This is a genomic window from Kitasatospora sp. HUAS MG31, from assembly GCF_040571325.1.
Taxonomy (GTDB): Bacteria; Actinomycetota; Actinomycetes; order Streptomycetales; family Streptomycetaceae; genus Kitasatospora; species Kitasatospora camelliae.
This window is the reverse complement of record NZ_CP159872.1, coordinates 5,515,672-5,531,211: the sequence shown is the minus strand read 5'-3', so window position 1 is coordinate 5,531,211 and position 15,540 is coordinate 5,515,672. Positions and strand designations below refer to the sequence as shown.

General features: G+C 75.0%; 12 protein-coding genes. 4 read left to right on the top strand and 8 right to left on the bottom strand.

Going from position 1 to position 15,540, the window contains the following annotated elements:
• Nucleotides 1–2: 2 nt before the first annotated feature.
• From ABWK59_RS24735 to ABWK59_RS24725, 3 genes are all read right to left on the bottom strand, one after another.
• The gene (locus ABWK59_RS24735) at nt 3–1,496 is read right to left on the bottom strand and encodes an exopolysaccharide biosynthesis polyprenyl glycosylphosphotransferase (RefSeq protein ID WP_354642809.1); all 1,494 of its coding nucleotides are present in this window, start codon (nt 1,494–1,496) and stop codon (nt 3–5) included.
• Between the two features lie 302 nt (nt 1,497–1,798).
• Entirely contained in the window at nt 1,799–2,947 is a 1,149-nt protein-coding gene (locus tag ABWK59_RS24730; RefSeq protein WP_354642808.1) for a glycosyltransferase, read from the bottom strand.
• Between the two features lie 158 nt (nt 2,948–3,105).
• Nucleotides 3,106–3,549 carry an SRPBCC family protein gene (locus tag ABWK59_RS24725; RefSeq protein WP_354642806.1) on the bottom strand — a complete coding sequence of 148 codons (444 nt, stop codon included), beginning with the start codon at nt 3,547–3,549 and terminating at the stop codon, nt 3,106–3,108.
• Between the two features lie 149 nt (nt 3,550–3,698).
• Here ABWK59_RS24725 and ABWK59_RS24720 point away from each other — a divergent pair, with 149 nt between their 5' ends.
• A complete protein-coding gene (locus tag ABWK59_RS24720) occupies nt 3,699–4,565 on the top strand; it encodes a HipA family kinase (protein WP_354642804.1) in 867 nt (288 codons plus the stop codon).
• Nucleotides 4,566–4,731: 166 nt separating this feature from the next.
• On the opposite strand, the gene ABWK59_RS24715 is transcribed toward ABWK59_RS24720, so the two are convergent.
• The 3 genes from ABWK59_RS24715 to ABWK59_RS24705 form a co-directional block, all read right to left on the bottom strand.
• A complete protein-coding gene (locus ABWK59_RS24715; protein ID WP_354642803.1) occupies nt 4,732–6,216 on the bottom strand; it encodes a S8 family peptidase in 1,485 nt (494 codons plus the stop codon).
• Nucleotides 6,217–6,414: 198 nt separating this feature from the next.
• Entirely contained in the window at nt 6,415–7,506 is a 1,092-nt protein-coding gene (locus tag ABWK59_RS24710) for an amidohydrolase family protein (protein ID WP_354642802.1), read from the bottom strand.
• A 2-nt stretch (nt 7,507–7,508) separates the two neighbouring features.
• Nucleotides 7,509–8,825 (bottom strand): glutamine synthetase family protein, encoded by a 1,317-nt coding sequence (locus ABWK59_RS24705; protein ID WP_354642801.1) that lies wholly within the window; start codon nt 8,823–8,825, stop codon nt 7,509–7,511.
• Nucleotides 8,826–9,003: 178 nt separating this feature from the next.
• Here ABWK59_RS24705 and ABWK59_RS24700 point away from each other — a divergent pair, with 178 nt between their 5' ends.
• Nucleotides 9,004–9,753 (top strand): hypothetical protein, encoded by a 750-nt coding sequence (locus tag ABWK59_RS24700; protein WP_354642800.1) that lies wholly within the window; start codon nt 9,004–9,006, stop codon nt 9,751–9,753.
• A gap of 182 nt (nt 9,754–9,935) precedes the next feature.
• Here ABWK59_RS24700 and ABWK59_RS24695 read toward each other — a convergent pair whose 3' ends face one another.
• Nucleotides 9,936–11,510: a TerD family protein gene (locus tag ABWK59_RS24695; protein ID WP_354642799.1), complete on the bottom strand. Its 1,575-nt coding sequence runs from the start codon at nt 11,508–11,510 to the stop codon at nt 9,936–9,938.
• A gap of 680 nt (nt 11,511–12,190) precedes the next feature.
• On the opposite strand from ABWK59_RS24695, the gene ABWK59_RS24690 reads away from it, so the two are divergent.
• Nucleotides 12,191–12,829 carry a TetR/AcrR family transcriptional regulator gene (locus ABWK59_RS24690; RefSeq protein ID WP_354645097.1) on the top strand — a complete coding sequence of 213 codons (639 nt, stop codon included), beginning with the start codon at nt 12,191–12,193 and terminating at the stop codon, nt 12,827–12,829.
• Between the two features lie 249 nt (nt 12,830–13,078).
• Nucleotides 13,079–14,578: an MFS transporter gene (locus tag ABWK59_RS24685; protein ID WP_354642798.1), complete on the top strand. Its 1,500-nt coding sequence runs from the start codon at nt 13,079–13,081 to the stop codon at nt 14,576–14,578.
• A gap of 109 nt (nt 14,579–14,687) precedes the next feature.
• Here the strand turns inward: ABWK59_RS24685 and ABWK59_RS24680 are convergent, their stop codons facing one another.
• Nucleotides 14,688–15,350 carry a ferredoxin gene (locus tag ABWK59_RS24680; protein WP_354642797.1) on the bottom strand — a complete coding sequence of 221 codons (663 nt, stop codon included), beginning with the start codon at nt 15,348–15,350 and terminating at the stop codon, nt 14,688–14,690.
• Nucleotides 15,351–15,540 lie beyond the last annotated feature (190 nt).

The window sequence follows — 15,540 nt, the reverse complement described above, 5'->3', positions numbered from 1 at the left end:
GGTCAGCTCCCGTCCGGACGCAGCATCAGGACGGCGGTGCGGAGCAGGATCTTGGCGTCCTGCCAGAGGCTCCAGCTCTCGATGTAGCGGTTGTCGAAGCGGGCCCGGTCCTCGATGGAGGTGTCCCCGCGCAGCCCGTTGACCTGGGCCAGGCCGGTGAGGCCGACCGGCACCCGGTGGCGGTCGGCGTACTCGGGGTGGAGCTGGCCGAACCGCAGGACGAAGTAGGGGCGTTCGGGGCGGGGGCCGACCAGGCTCATGTCGCCGCGCAGCACGTTCCACAGCTGCGGCAGCTCGTCCAGGGAGGTCTTGCGGAGCAGGCGGCCGACGGCTCCCATCCGGTGGTCCTGGGAGATGTTCCAGCGGGTGGCCGACTCGTGCTCGTTGCTGGGGCGCAGGGTGCGGAACTTGAGGACGGTGAAGACCTTGCCGTCCAGGCCGGTGCGCTGCTGGCGGAAGAGCACCCCCGGGCCGGTGTCGCAGCGGACGGCGAGCGCGCAGGCCAGCAGGACGGGGGCGAGCAGCAGCAGGCCGAGGCCGGCGGCGGTGACGTCGAGGGCGCGCTTGGCGGCCCAGCCGTGGCGGCGCATGGCCGGGCGGCCGAGCGGGAGGCAGGGGTAGCCCCAGAGGTGGTCGGCGGGGAAGCGGGGGGCGGAGCCGTACTCGCGCAGGGCGGGCACCAGCCAGACCCGGCAGCCGAGCCGGACGGCGTCGCGCAGGGCGGCGGCGGTCTCGGTCTCGTCGGCGGCGCCCTCGGTGGCGACCACGTGGTGGATCCGGTGCCGGCGGACCACCCGGGCCAGCACGCTGCGGCCGCCGAGCACCGGGAGGGTGGTGCCGGGTTCGAGCAGCACCGGGTCGGGGTCCAGGAAGCCGACCGGCCGCATGCCGTACTCGGGGTGCTCGGTGAGGGCCTTGGCGACCTGCTGGCCGAGCCGGCCGGCGCCCAGCACCAGGGCCGGACTGGGCCGTCGGCGCCGGGCCCGGCGGAGCAGGTGGTACGCCATGCCGCGGCCGCTGCCGGCCAGCAGCAGGAAGGCCCCGAGCAGGGCGAGCAGGCGCGGGGTGGTGGCCGGGCCGCCGGGCCAGCGGCCGGCCAGGCAGGCGCCGAGGGTGACGGTGAAGGCCACCGCCACGGCGGCCCGGGCGGCCAGCGCGGGGAACTCGTCCAGGGCGGAGAGGGTGAGCCGGCTGCGGTAGAGGCCGCCGGCCAGGTTGAGCGGGACCAGGACCGGGAGCAGGGCGGCGGCGGCGAGCAGGGGACGCGCCCCGGGGACGGTGAGGAAGGCCGCCGCGCCGACCGCGAGGGTGTCCACCACGAGCAGGCCGACCGGCAGCGCGACCCGGGAGTGCAGCGCCCGGCGGTGCCGGCCGACGGCGGGCGCGACCCGGGGCGGGGTCGGTCCGGCCGGGCGGTCCAGCAGCTCGGTGGCCAGCCTGCGCGAGGTCGCCGGGTGCCTGCCGGGTAGCGGCACTCTCTCGTGATCAATGGTCATCGGCGCTCGAACTCCCCTGCTGTGTTCCCGCCGGAGCGGGACAGCCGGGAACCGGGGTGGCTACCGGCGCGGCGACCCCGGCCCGGTGGACGCGGTCCAGGTAGGCGCCTGCTGCCGTGGGGTGGCCGTCGACCATTTCCATCGCTGCAAAATGGGGACTGAACAGGCGAAATCAGACACTAGCGAACGGCGGTTTCCCACAGGGGAGTTGACTTGCCATTTCATTCCACCTGCCTATTAGTCAGACTGTCGGAATCATGGCTGCGCCCTCCGGGACGGGCCGATCACGGTCTGACAAACGATCAGAACCGCTGCGGGACACGGCTTTCCCGGCCACGTGGAACCAGCGCGGCCCTCACCAGCGTCCGGTACAGGGCGTCCACCCGGCGCACCACCGCTCGGATGTCATGATGGTCGGACATGTACGACCGGGCCGCCGCCCCGAGGCGTTCGCACTCGATCCGGTCGGCCAGCGCCTCGGCCAGCCGTTCGGCCAGGGCGGCCGGGTCCTCCACCGGCACCAGCCCGGCGGCCGCCCGCCCGGGCGGCAGGCACTCCCGGGCGCCCGGTACGTCGGTCAGCAGCACCGGCCGGCCGGCCGCCATCGCCTCCAGCGGCGCCAGCGCCATCCCCTCCCAGCGGGACGGCAGCACCACCAGGTCCGCCGCCGCCAGCCACGGCCGCGGGTCGGGGACGTCCCCGGCCAGCCGCACCCGGGACGGCTCGGGCAGCCGCCGCACCCGCTCGGCCAGCGCCAGGGCGTCGGGCCCGCCGCCGACCAGGGCCAGCCGCGCCCCGGGCACCCGGGCGGCCACCCCGGGCCAGGCGGACAGCAGCACGTCCTGGCCCTTCTGCCGGCACAGCCGGCCCACGCAGACCGCCAGCGGCGCGCTCTGGTCCAGCCCCAGCGCCATCCGGGCGGCCCGGCGGGCGGCCGCGTCGGCGGGGGCGAAGTGCCGCAGGTCCACCCCGTTCGGCACCACCCGCCAGTCGGCCTCCAGCCCTGCGGCCTCGCCGTCCCGGCGCTCCTGCTCGCTGACGCACAGCACGGTCCGCGCCCACCGGGTGGCGTACCGCTCCCAGCGGAGGGTGGCGGCGGCCATCCGGCCCTCCACCGCGGCGAAGGACCAGGCGTGCGGCTGGAACACGGTGGGCACCGAGCCGCGCACGGCCAGCCGGCCGGCCAGCCCGGCCTTGGCGCTGTGCAGGTGGACCACGTCCGGCGGGGCGGTCCGCAGGAGCCGGCGCAGCCGCCACACCTCCCCGGCCGTCCCCGGCCCCGGCGACCGCTCCGCCGGCCAGTCCAGGACCCGCGCCCCGGCGGCCGCCGCCTCCGCGGCCAGCCGTCCGCCGGGCGGACAGGCCACCGACACCCGGTGGCCGGACGCCCGTTGGCCGCGGACCAGGTCCACCACCACCCGGGCCACTCCCCCGTCGACGGGCTGGGACACGTGAAGGATCGTCAGGCGCACGGCGGCGAGCCTAGGTCCGCGCCGCAGCCCCGCCGGGGCCCGTTCACCCGCACCGGTGAACGGCTGCACCCGGACGGCTGAGCCGCCCGCACGGGTGTGCGGCGGGCCGCCGCCGCGGCCCTCCCCTGCACGTGCGGTCAGGCCGAGAGCTCGGCCGCCAGGTTGGCGAGCACCGCGTCGTGGATCCGGTTGAGGCCCTTGGGCGCGAAGGTGCGCTCGAAGAACCCGCCGATGCCGCCCGCGCCCTGCCAGGTGGCCTCCACCGTGACCTTCGCCTGGTCGGCACCGACCGGGACCACCGTCCAGGTGATCACCATGCTGGAGTTGGCGTCGGTCTCCACCAGCTGCTCCGGGGTGGGCTCGGAGACGGTGAACAGGCAGTCCCGCACCCGCTTCTCGGTGGCCTGCAGCTTCCAGTGCACCTGGGTGCCGGCGCCGGTGCCGCCGGCCCGCACCTCGTACTCGCTGTACTGCGCGGTCAGCAGCTTCGGGCGGGTCACCGCGTAGTCGGCCAGCGCCTCGTACACCCGGCGCGGGGCGGCCTTGTAGACCCGATCGGTACTCGCGTACACCTTGCCCATGGTTCGGACTCCATTCGTCTCGTCGTCCCGCCGTCCCGGACCGTCCCGGCGGGACGCCACCCGGCGGTGATCAGGGAAAGCCAACCACCGCCGACCGGCGCGGCGAAAACCGGGCCCTGGTCCACCGGGGGCCGGGTTATCGTGGCGGGATGCTCGATCAGGTGACCGCCCTGCGCTACGTCGACCCGCTCCGCGCCGGAGGGTCCGTCCCCGGGGTGGTGGAGACCGACGACCTGGGCACGTACGTGGTCAAGTTCACCGGCGCCGCGCAGGGCCGCAAGGCCCTGGTGGCCGAGGTGATCGTCGGGGAGCTCGCCCGGCGGCTCGGCCTGCGGGTGCCCGAACTCCGCCTGGTCGACTTCGACCCCTCGGTCGCCGCCCACGAGCCCGACCCCGAGATCCAGGACATCCTCCGCGCCAGCGCCGGGCTCAACCTCGGCATGGACTACCTGCCGCGCTCCCGCGACTACCGTCCCGGCATGCTCGACGTCTCCCCCGAGGAGGCCGGCCGGGTGGTCTGGCTCGACGCCCTCACCGCCAACGTCGACCGCACCGTCCACAACCCCAACCTGATGGTCTGGCACGGCCGGCTCTGGCTGATCGACAACGGCGCCGCCCTGGTCTTCCACCACCGCTGGTCGGGCGCCCCCGGGTCGGTCCTCAAGGCGTACGACATGAGCGGCCACGCCCTCGGGACCTTCGGCCCCGACGTCCACGCGGCCGACGAGGAACTCGCCGGACGGGTGACCGAATCCCTGCTGCGGGAAGTCGTGGCCCTGGTGCCGGACGCCTGGCTGGCGGGCGAACCCGGCTTCGACACGGTGGACGACCTGCGGGACGCGTACGTCACCCACCTCGCCGCCCGCGCGGCCGGCTCCGCCGCCTGGCTGCCCACCTGCTTCGCCACCCCCGACGAACTCCGCGCCGCCGACGCCCGCCGCACCGCCGCCGCCCTCGCCGGCCGACCCGCCTGGCTCCAGCAGGTCCCCAACCGCGACCTCATGCGCAAGCCCTGACCGGGCAGACACAACCGGGCAACCCCGAACCCTGCGCAACCGGTCACGCCAAAAGGGGCGCGGGGAACTGCGCGACAACGGAAGAGGCCGACGTAGAACCCTTCCGCAGCGCGCAGTGCCTCGCGCCCCTGACGGTGCGCTCAGGTGACCGGCTATGTGTCGGAGGCTAGATCCGCCACCACTGGACGGCCTTGGCCGCGTTGATGATGCCGCCGCCGTAGAAGCCGTTGTCGGCGGTGGAACCCTCGCAGGTGGCCTTCCAGGCGCCGTCGCCGCTGGGGTCGAAGCTGCTCGGGCAGGCCTGGGCGTCGGCCTGCCGCACCAGCATGGACCTCAGCTGGTCCGGCCCCGCCCACGGGTGGGTGGAGGCGAGCAGCGCCGCGACGCCCGCCGCGTGCGGCGAGGCCATCGAGGTGCCCTGCATGTAGGCGTACTTGTTGCCCGGCACGGTGGAGAGCACCCGGCCGTTCTTGTCCGGCGTGGCCGGCAGCTGGTAGCGGGAGTCGCCGCCGGGCGCCGCCACGGTGGCCTTGCCGAGGCCGTAGCTGGAGTAGAAGGACTTCTGGCCCTTCACACCCACGGAGGTGGTGACCACCACGCCGGGCAGCTCGGTCGGCAGCGAGAGGCAGTTGTCGTCGATCTTGCGCTCGACGGGGGTGGTGTCGTCGGGGCTGGAGGTGTCGGTGGTCTTGTGGGCGAGGTCGTAGTTCTCGTTGCCGGCCGCCGCGACGTTGAGGACGCCGCCGCGCCGCGAGAAGTCGACCGCCCGGCGGACGCCGGTCAGGACGGCGGCCTGGTCGGGGTCGTTCTGGCAGTTGAACAGCCACGGGTCGATGTAGTAGCTGTTGTTGGTCACCTGGAAGTGGTGCTCGCCGGCCCAGACGAAGCCGCAGATCGCGTACTCGGGGTAGATGAACCCGCCGTCGTCGACCACCTTGACCGCCGCCAGCCGGACGTTCGGGGCGATGCCCTCGATGCCCTTGCCGTTGTGGGCGGCGGCGATGGTGCCGGCGACGTGGGTGCCGTGGTCGCTGGTGGTGGGCTGCCAGGCCTTCCAGTCGGTGTTCGGCTTGCCGTTGTCGAGGCAGGAGACCGAGAGCGAGGCGTCCACGTTGGCGGCGAGGTCCTCGTGGGTGGCGTCGATGCCGGAGTCGAGGACGCCGACGACCACGTGGCGGCTGCCGAGGGTGGTCTCGTGGGCCTTGTCGACGCCGATCTGCTTCATGTCCCACTGGTTGGCCCAGGCGGGTTCGGTCCCGTCGGCGGGGGCGGCGGCCGCGACCGAGGCCGGTTCGGGGCTCTCCACGTCGCCGGCGGTGATGCCCTTGGTCCGGCTGGCGCCGACCGACTCGACGGTCTTGGAGTGCCGCAGGCCGGCGGCGAAGCCGACCTTGTCGGAGCGGGCGATGATGACGCCGATCTGCTCGTACGAGACGATCACGGTGCCGCCGGCCGCCGTGATCTCCCGCTCGGCCTTCTTCACCTGGCCGTGGTTGGCCTTGGTGTTGACCACGTAGTTCAGCAGGGGACCGGTCGCCTCGTCGGCCGGGGCGGCCGCGGCCGTGCCGGCGGGTATCGCCAGTGCGCCCGCGGTGGCGAGGGCGAGGGCCGAAGCGGCGAACCGTATCCGGCGTGTCCGAGAAGAACTCATAGGGGTTGGCCCTCCCGAGTGTCGATGGCGCCCCTGAGGTGACAGGGGCACGCGAACGGGTGGGACGCTAGTGAAGGGCCGTCGGAGGCCGCAAGACCGCCGACGCGATCTCCGCACATCTGCGCATCTGCCGCCACTTCCGCCCGGTGTCCGCCCGGTGTACGTATCCTGACTCCGTGTCATCCGCGGCGCGACCGGTCAGAGCCGGTAGAGCCGGGTGGCGTTCGTGCCGGAGACCTGGGCGGTGATCCGCTCGGCGTCGGTGCCGGTCAGGGCGCCGTCGCGGCGCCAGTCGTCCAGCAGGGCCGCCAGGCCGTGCCGGTACTGGGCCGCGCCGGTGAGGTAGAGCTCGGGCAGGCCGTACGCGTCGGTGGAGAACAGCACCTTGCCGTACGGCGCCAGCTCCAGCACCTCGCCGAGCACGGCGGCGGCGCGCGGGCCGGTGTGCGGCACGGTCAGCCCGATGTCCACGTACACCTGCGGGAAGCAGTGGGCCAGCCAGGCGGCCTGCCGGTGGTACGGGTAGCAGTGCAGGAGGACCAGCGGGACGCCGGTGGGTTCCAGGGCCCGGACCAGGTCGGCGAGCAGGGCCGGGTCGGCGCGGTGGAGCCTGAGGTCCGGGTCGCCGAAGCCGGTGTGCAGCTGGATCGGCAGGCCGAGTTCGGCGGCGGACCAGAGCAGGTGGCGCAGCAGCAGGGGGTCGGTGAGGCGTTCGCGCGGGCCGCGCAGCCAGTCCTCGGCCGCCCGGACCAGGGCGGCGCGGGCGGGCCGCCCGGGTGGGACGTCCAGGCCGTGCCGGTAGGCGAGCACCGACTTCACGGCGACGGCTCCGCGCCGGGCGGTCTCGGCGGCGAGGGCCTCGGCCGCGGCGGCGGGCCAGTCGGCGGCGCCGGACTCGACCCGTTCGGCGACGCTCTCCAGCCGGACCACCTCGTGGACGGGGGTGGCGGCGGCCTCGGCCAGCGCGGGCAGGGTGAGCAGCGGGCGGCCGGCGGCGGCGGTGAGCCCGGTGTCGACCAGCAGGGCGTCCAGCCCGGCGGCCCGGAGCAGCCGGCGGGTGGCCTCGGTGCTGCCGAGTTCCCGGCGGCGGGCCAGGTAGTCGGCGGCCGGGGCGTGGGCGGGGAGCCCGAGGGCGGGCGGGCACCAGCGGCGGACGGCGAGCCCGAGGGCGCTGTCGAAGCGGGAGGTGCCGGGGGCGGCCGGGCGGTCGGACTCGGTGAGCAGGTCGCCGAGGGCCGTGTCGTCCAGCTCTTCGGCGACCACGCTGTGGCAGTGGTGGTCGATCAGCACGGTCAGTACCGGTCGCGGGTGGCGGCGATGATCTCCTCGTCGCTGCGGCCCGCGAAGAGCGCCGCCTCGCCCTCGCGGACGGCGAGCACCGCGGCGTGGAGGTCGGCACCGAGGGCGAGCTTCAGGACCTCGGACCCGCGGAACGCCTCCGCCGCCCCGGCCAGGTCGGTCGGCAGCCGTTCCACCCCGGGGAGGGTGGCCGGGTCCTCGGACACCTCGGGCGGGAGGACGGCGGCCGCGTCCAGCCCGGCGAGGCCGGCGGCCAGGATCCCGCCGATCGCCAGGTAGGGGTTGGCGGCGCCGTCGAAGCACTTGACCTCGGCGTTCGCCTGCTCGGGCGTGGAGCCGGTGATCAGCCGCAGCGCCGCCTCGCGGTTCTCCAGCCCCCAGCAGCGGTACGGGCCGGACCAGCGGCCGGGCACCAGCCGCAGGTAGCTGGCGGCGCTCGGGGCGCCGAGGGCGAGCAGGGCGGGCAGTTCGGCGAGCACCCCGGCGAGGAACGCCTCCGCCTCCCGGGTCAGGCCGTGCGGCCCGGAGCCGCCGGAGAACAGGGTGTGGCCGCCGCGGAGCAGGCTGAGGTGGACGTGGGCGCCGTTGCCGACGCCGCCGGCGGCGACCGCCGGGGCGAAGGAGGCGGACAGGCCGTGCCGGGCGGAGACGGCCTGCACGGTGGTGCGGACCAGCAGCGCGGTGTCCGCCGCCTCCACCGGGCCGGAGGGTGCGACCGAGACCTCGAACTGCCCGACGGTGTACTCGGGGTGGATCTGCAGCACGGTCAGCTCCTGGGCCGCCAGGGCCTTGAGCAGGTCGCGCAGGTAGTCGGAGAGGCCGATCATCCGGCGCATCCCGTACGCGGGGCCGGCGCCGTCGCCGTCCACCACCCACTCCGCCTCGATGCCGGCCCGGACCTCCAGCCCGCGGTCGGCCACCGCCTCGGCCATCCGGCGGGCGAACCACCGCTGGCAGCCGGGGTACGGCGTGCCGTCCTGGGCGTACCGGTCGACCGGCGCCCACGCCCAGCCGGGCTGGGCGGCCAGCGGGACGAGCCCGGCCAGGTCCGGGACCAGCCGCAGGTCTCCGAGCGGGCCGCCGCCGGCGGCCATCGAGTCGTCCACCAGGAAGGAGTCGAAGCAGGGGGAGGCGCCGACGCCCCACTCGGCGGCGTGCTCCAGCCCCCGGACCGGGACGGCCTTCACCCTGGTCACACCCGCGTTGTCGACGAAGCCGAGGACCACGCCGTGGACGCCCTCCGCCTCGATCCGGGTGGCGGCCACCTTGGCGCGGGAGGCCCGTTCGGCGCGGGGCAGGGCGGTGGTCATGCCCTTCATGCTGCCCGCTGCGACCGGGTTCGACCCGCCACCGCAACCGCTCTTCACCCGGACGAGCGGGCGGCCGCACGGAATCCGGCCACCGACGGCACGAGTGACTGATAAACAGACGATCATGAATTCACTCTCGGGACACTGGTGGGATCGGTCCGATCGTCTGATCAACCGCGTGTTCGGACCCGGCTACCGCGGCCCGATCCTGCTGGGGCTGCTCCTCGCCGGGATCCTCCTGGCGCCCTGGGGCATCACCCACGGCCTGGCGATGGTGGCCGCGCTCGTGCTGGTCTTCGGCTACCCGTTCAGCCTGGGCATGGTCCTCGTCCTGCCCACGCTGCTGCTCTGGGGCGCGGTGCTGGTGGCGGTGCCCTCCCTGCGACGGCGGTTGCGGCGGCCCGGCAACAGCGTGCTGGCGTGCTGCGCCCTCGCCGCCGTCGCCGCCATCACGGCGGGCAGCCTTCCCCAGCCAAACCTCGGGCTGCTCGGCCTGTCCCTGATCACCGTCCTGGTCCTGGCGGTGGCCTGGCCCGCCTGGCAGCTCCCGTCCCGGATGACCGGCCGCGGGGAACCGCGGGGCTGGTGGCGCTGGGCCGTACCGCCGCTGATGCTCGCCGTCACGGTGGCACTGCTCCACTACGACGTGCCGCGGGAGGCCCGCTTCGCGGCCGGGCGGCCGGCGCTGGCCGCCTTCGCGGAGGAGGCGCTCGCCAAGGGCACGGTGAGCACCGAGCAGCAGTGGGTCGGCGTGTACGCCGTCGAGGACGCCGAACTGGTCGACGGCGGCGTCAGGTTCGCGGTCTCGATCCAGACCCTCGGCGAATACGGCTACGCCTACTTCCCGAACGGTGTCCCGCCGAAGCGCGCCGACTACTACCGGCACCTCGAAGGCCCCTGGTACGGCTGGCGGGGCTCCACCCTCTGACGGCACGGCCGCTCAAGGCCGGGCAATCGGGCAACCACTCAGGCACGGGCAATCGGTCGACCAATCGGGGGCGCGTGGGGGCACCTCCCGGCCGTCAGGCTGGGGGAGAACTGCGCGAAACCGGAGGCCCCATCCGGGAAGCCACCCACCGACAGAAGTGGCTCCGCGAGAGGGTGCGGCGATCAGCCTTCCGACCCGTGCAGGAGGGCGAGCAGGTCCTCGAAGGCTCCGAGGGTGAGGGCGGCGGCGTCGAGGGGGCCGGGGTGGAGGCGGTAGGCGGTGCCGGTGAGGCCGGGGGCGGGTGGGAGGTCCGCGGTGGTGAGGGCGAACAGGGCGCGCCGGCCCGCGAGTTCGACGGCGGGCAGTGGGTCCCCCGGGCCGTCGAGTCGGCGGCGGAACTCGGCCGCGGTCTCCCCGGGTCGCCGCAGGTGGCCGGTCAGGGCGCCGTCCCGCCGGCGGACCACCACCCGCCCGGCCCACCCGGCGGCCACCGCGGCGGCGAGGTCCCACAGCGTGGCCCGTCCGCCGTCCCCGTAGTGCGCCAGCAGGTCCGCGGCGAGGCGCCCGATCCGCCGGGAGTGCCGCCGCAGGTTGTGCCGGCCGCCGACGGCGCCGAGGCTCGCGTCGGTCCAGGTGTACCGGCGGGTGCGCAGGTCGACCACCAGCGGGACGCCGACCCGGGTGTTCCCGGCCAGGTCGTACCGCTGCCGGACGGCCCGCGGGTCGAACCGCTCCCTGCCGCGGGTGCCGGCCGGGGTGAGCTCCATGAACCCGGCGAAGGCGTCGGTCAGCCGGTCGAACGGGATGTCGTTGTAGGCGAAGACCACCGGGACGGCGTACCGCGTGCCGTCGGCGGCGAGTTCGGCGAGGTCGAGGTCGACGAACTCGGTGGCGCCGTGCGGCGGCGGTGCCGAGGTGAGGTCGCCGGAGTGCACGGCGGCCCGGCGCCCGTGCACCAGGTGGGTGTAGTCGCACAGGCCCTGGAAGTGCCAGTCCTCGTCGTACAGGGCGGGGGAGAGGTCGAGGTCGATCCGCAGGCCGCGCGGCTGCGTCCAGTGCAGGAAGAGCCGCAGCCGGGCGCCCTCGGGCAGCGCCCGGACGCTGCCGCGCGGCAGCCGGACCAGCGAGCGCGCGGCGGTACGGACGGCCGTGGGCACCGGCAGGTCGGCCAGCTCCTCGTCGATCACGGCGAGCTCGTACGCGTCCCCACCGCCGTCCCCGCCCGCTTCCCCACCGCCGGACCCGCCCCCGTCCCCGCCCGCGGCGGAGGCGCGGCGCAGCAGCTCCGCCTCCAGCAGGGCCCGGACGGGCTTCCGCAGCCGCTCGGGCAGTGGGTCGAGCCACGGGTCGCGGACCGGCACCCGGGCGATCCCGGCGGGCGGGAAGCAGAGTCGGCGCTCGCCGGTGGGGCGGTCCGCGCGGAGCCGGCCGAGGGCGCCGAGGAGCGGTCCGGGGGCGACCCTGCGGAGGGCGTCCGGCAGGGCGTCGAGGAGTTCGGCGGGCGGGTCGGTCCAGGGCAGCCAGCGGTCGTGGACCCGGAGCAGGTGCTGGAGCCGGCGGGTGAGCTCGCCGGGTCGCGCGGCGAGGTGCCGGACGGCGCCGGGCACGTCCCCGGCGGTGAGCAGGGCCTCGGTGCGGGCGGCGAAGGTGGGGGCGGTGAGCCGGTTTCGTCCGGCGTCGCTGCCGGCGACGGGCAGCGGGGACTCCAGCAGGGCGTCGCCGAGCGGGTGGGTGAGCAGGTCGGTCTGCCGGACCACGGCGAACAGGGCCGCGCCGCCCGCGGGTACCGGCGGTGGTACTCGTACGGGTGGAGCACCTCGCCGACGCGGATCCAGGCGGTGCGGTGGCGGCGCAGGTCCTCGGCGGCGGTGGCCGGGGGCAGGGCGTCCAGGCGGGCGAGCAGGGCGCGGCGCAGGGGTGCGGTGAGCAGCCGGCCGCGGCGGGCCAGGTCGGCTTCGAGGGCGGTCAGGCCGTGGCGGCTGAGCGGGTCGGGGGCGCTCGCCGGACCGGCGGCGCCGCCCGGGGGGCGGGACCAGTCCGCAGCGGCGGAGCAGCAGGTCCTCGAGTTCCATCCGGCGGACTCCCCCGGCTCGCCACGGCAACGGAAAGCGGGGGCGGAGAGTGGGCGCACTCGGATTTCCTGGGAAGGGAAGAAGAGAAGGAAGCACGCCGCGGAGCCGCCCCCGCGGCGCTCACCCTAGCGAACGCGCCCCCGCGGTCCGAACGGGTTTCCGCGGCCAGGCCGCACCCCACCCGTGCCCCGTCCGTCCCCACCCCTCCCGCGGCCGCATTCCCAGCCCACCCCTGAATGTGATGCAGGTCACACAGTTCGGCGAAATTTCCGGGGAGAGCTTCCCCGTTTAACCCCGTGTCCGCCTAAGTGGGGAGCGATTCCCCGGAAGCCGAGAGGAGGCCCACGGTGACCACCGTGACCACCATGCCCGACGTCGCCGCCAAGCCGCCCCGGCTGCGGGCGGACGCGCACCGCAACCGCGAGCGGATCATCACCGCCGCCCGTGAGCTGTTCGTGGTGTTCGGCGCCGAGGTGCCGCTGGACGAGATCGCCAAGCGGGCCGGTGTCGGCAACGCGACGCTCTACCGGCACTTCGCCGACCGCCGCGAGCTGATCCGGCAGGTGTCGCTCTCGGTGATGGACCGGGTGATCGGCCACGCGATCGCGGCCGCCGAGGAGGAGCCGGACGCCTTCGCGGCGCTCAGCCGGTTCACCCACGCGGCCGCGGACGAGCGGATCGGCGCCCTCTGCCCGCTGCTCTCCGAGCACATCGACGCCGACGACCCCGAGCTGGAGGCGGCCAAGGTCCGTCTGGAGCAGGCCACCACCGACCTGGTCTCCCGCGCCCACACCAGCGGCCAGCTGCGGCCGGACGTGGGCGTCGGCGACTTCGTCGTGGCGATCACCCAGCTGACCCGCCCGCTGCCCGGCGCCGCCTGCGTGGCGGTGGACGAGTTCACCCACCGTCACCTCCAGATCCTGCTGGACGGGCTGCGGGCCCCGGCCCCGTCCGTCCTGCCCGGCCGCTCCGCCACCCTGGCGGACCTGAGGCGGCCCGCCTGACCACCTGACCACCGGTGAGGCGTCCCGCCTGACCACCCGACCCCTGTCCCCTCCGGGTCCACGCCCCCGGCAACCGCGGTGCTCGCGTCCGCACGCCCTTTCCCGCGGCGCACCGCGCCGCACCGAAGCTCCCGGGATCCCTCCGGATCCCGTCGCACCACCCGGACCGCCCCGGCCCACGGCCGGCACGTCCGTCTGTCCCGTACGCCCTCGTGCGTGCCTGCCTCGCAATCGTTAGTGGGTACCCCCATGTCCGAATCCGCCGTCAGGCCGGATCCCCGCCGCTGGAAGGCCCTGGTCTTCATCGGCATCGCCCAGCTGATGGTCGTGCTCGACGCGACCGTCGTGAACATCGCCCTCCCCTCCGCCCAGCGGGACCTCGGGATCTCCGACGGCAACCGCCAGTGGGTGATCACCGCGTACGCCCTGGCCTTCGGCGGCCTGCTGCTCTTCGGCGGCCGGATCGCCGACCTGTGGGGCCGCCGCCGGACCTTCCTGGTCGGCCTCGGCGGCTTCGCGGTCGCCTCCGCGCTCGGCGGCGCCGCCACCAACACCGCGACGCTGCTCGGTGCCCGCGCCCTTCAGGGCGTCTTCGGCGCGCTGCTCGCCCCGGCCGCGCTCTCGCTGCTCGCGGTGATGTTCACCGAGGCCAAGGAGCGCGCCAAGGCGTTCGGCATCTACGGCGCCATCGCCGGCGGTGGCGGTGCCATCGGCCTGATCCTCGGCGGTCTGCTCACCGAGTACCTGAACTGGCGCTGGACCTTCTACGTCAACATCCCGTTCGCGGTGGCCGCCATCGCCGGCGCCCTGCTGGTGATCCGCGAGCCCGCCGAGGGCCGCAACCGCAACCGCCTGGACATCCCCGGCGTGCTGCTGGTCACCACCGGCCTGGTCACCCTGGTCTACGGCTTCACCCGCGCCGAGTCCGACGGCTGGACCTCGGGCGTCACCCTGGGCCTGTTCGCCGTGTCCGCGGTGCTGCTGCTCGCCTTCGTCGCGGTGGAGAGCCGGGTCAAGGCCCCGCTGCTGCCGCTGCGCGTGGTGCTGGACCGCAACCGCGGCGGTGTCTACCTCTCGCTGGGCCTGGCCGTGATCGGCATGTTCGGCCTCTTCCTCTTCCTCACGTACTACCTGCAGGTGGTCCTCGGGTACACCCCGGTCGTCACCGGCCTGGCCTTCCTCCCGATGGTCGCCGGCATGATCACCGGCTCCACCCAGATCGGCGCGCGGCTGATGACCCGTGTCCCGGCCCGCTACCTGATGGCGCCCGGCTTCCTGGTCGCCTCGGTGGGCATGCTGATCCTCACCCAGATCGCGGTGGACACCTCGTACTGGCAGCTGCTGCCGGGCCTGATCCTGATGGGTCTGGGCATGGGTACCGCCTTCATGCCGGCCATGAGCCTGGCCACGCACGGCGTCCAGCCGCGCGACGCCGGTGTGGCCTCCGCGATGGTCAACACCTCGCAGCAGGTCGGCGGCGCGATCGGCACCGCCCTGCTGAACACCATCGCGACCAGCGCGGCCACCGCGTACGCCGCCTCGCACGCCGCGACCGCGCCGTCCAAGGAGGTGCTGCAGCTCCAGGCGATGGTGCACAGCTTCTCCACCGCGATCTGGTGGTCCTTCGGCATCCTGGTGGTGGCCGCCGGCGCGGCCTTCGTCCTGATCAACGCGGGCCGGCCGGACGCCGCCGCGGCCGGGGCCGACGGCCTGGCCGCCGAGGACGCCGTCCCGGTCCTGGTGCACTGACGCCCTGACCCCCGGCTCCGGCCGGCGGTACCCACGACGCCGACAGCCCTCCCGCCCCGCACCCGGGGTGGGAGGGCTGTCGGCGTACCGGCGCGCCGGCCCCGGGGGGTCAGAGCTTGGGAAGTTCCTCGTAGAGCCCCGGCTCCCGGCCCTCGATCAGCCAGAACAGGTAGCCGCGCAGGTCGTCCTCCAGGCCGTCGTCGAGGTACGCGGCGAAGTCCCGCAGCGACTCCCGCTCGCCGGCCTCGCGCTCCGGCTCCGCGAGCCGCTCGCCGATCCAGTCCCGGACCCCGCCGCGGCCGGCCCACCAGGCGCGGACGGACTCCGGCGTCCACCGCCGGTCCCCGTCCCAGGCGTAGCCGCCGGCCGGATCGCTCCAGGCCGCGGTGACCACCGCCCTGAGCTCCACCGGGTCGGCCGGCTGGCGGTAGACGAACTCCGCGCCCGACTCGTCCCGGAGGACGTGCCAGGGCGCGAACAGCGCCCCCCGGCCCTCCCCGCCGGTCCGTCCGCAGTAGAAGGGCCCGGGAACGTTGAGCCGGCCGCGGTCCTCCCAGCGGCCGCCGCCGATCGCGTTCTCCTCGCACAGTTCCCGCGCGTGCGGCAGCGGGTCCCAGTAGGCCAGCTCGTCCCACGCGCCGTAGAGCTGGCCGGGCTGCGGGCGCGGCGTGTACGCGCCGCGGTCCTTGAAGCGCATGCCCCACAGCAGGCACCCCGCGCCGACCACCATCGCACCGATCCCGATGCCGATCCCCGCCTGTATGACGTCCATGGCCTGGAACCCTAGTCACCGGCCCGGGGTCGGTGTGGCCAGGTGCGGTGACTGCCCCCTTCCTACTCGCCGGTAACTGGGCTACAGTGACCGCACGCACCACCGCCGGGCTTCGGGAGCCGCACCGGCGGACGGACGTTTCCCGGCCCACGGGGCCTGTACAGCGCAGTAGTTCAGCGCCGCTTTCCAT

Coding starts and splice junctions, on each gene's coding strand:
- ABWK59_RS24685 (WP_354642798.1), top strand. CDS start 13,079: ATGTCCGAATCCGCCGTCAGGCCGGATCCCCGCCGCTGGAAGGCCCTG.
- ABWK59_RS24715 (WP_354642803.1), bottom strand. CDS start 6,216: ATGAGTTCTTCTCGGACACGCCGGATACGGTTCGCCGCTTCGGCCCTC.
- ABWK59_RS24725 (WP_354642806.1), bottom strand. CDS start 3,549: ATGGGCAAGGTGTACGCGAGTACCGATCGGGTCTACAAGGCCGCCCCG.
- ABWK59_RS24705 (WP_354642801.1), bottom strand. CDS start 8,825: ATGACCACCGCCCTGCCCCGCGCCGAACGGGCCTCCCGCGCCAAGGTG.
- ABWK59_RS24680 (WP_354642797.1), bottom strand. CDS start 15,350: ATGGACGTCATACAGGCGGGGATCGGCATCGGGATCGGTGCGATGGTG.
- ABWK59_RS24735 (WP_354642809.1), bottom strand. CDS start 1,496: ATGACCATTGATCACGAGAGAGTGCCGCTACCCGGCAGGCACCCGGCG.
- ABWK59_RS24690 (WP_354645097.1), top strand. CDS start 12,191: ATGCCCGACGTCGCCGCCAAGCCGCCCCGGCTGCGGGCGGACGCGCAC.
- ABWK59_RS24720 (WP_354642804.1), top strand. CDS start 3,699: ATGCTCGATCAGGTGACCGCCCTGCGCTACGTCGACCCGCTCCGCGCC.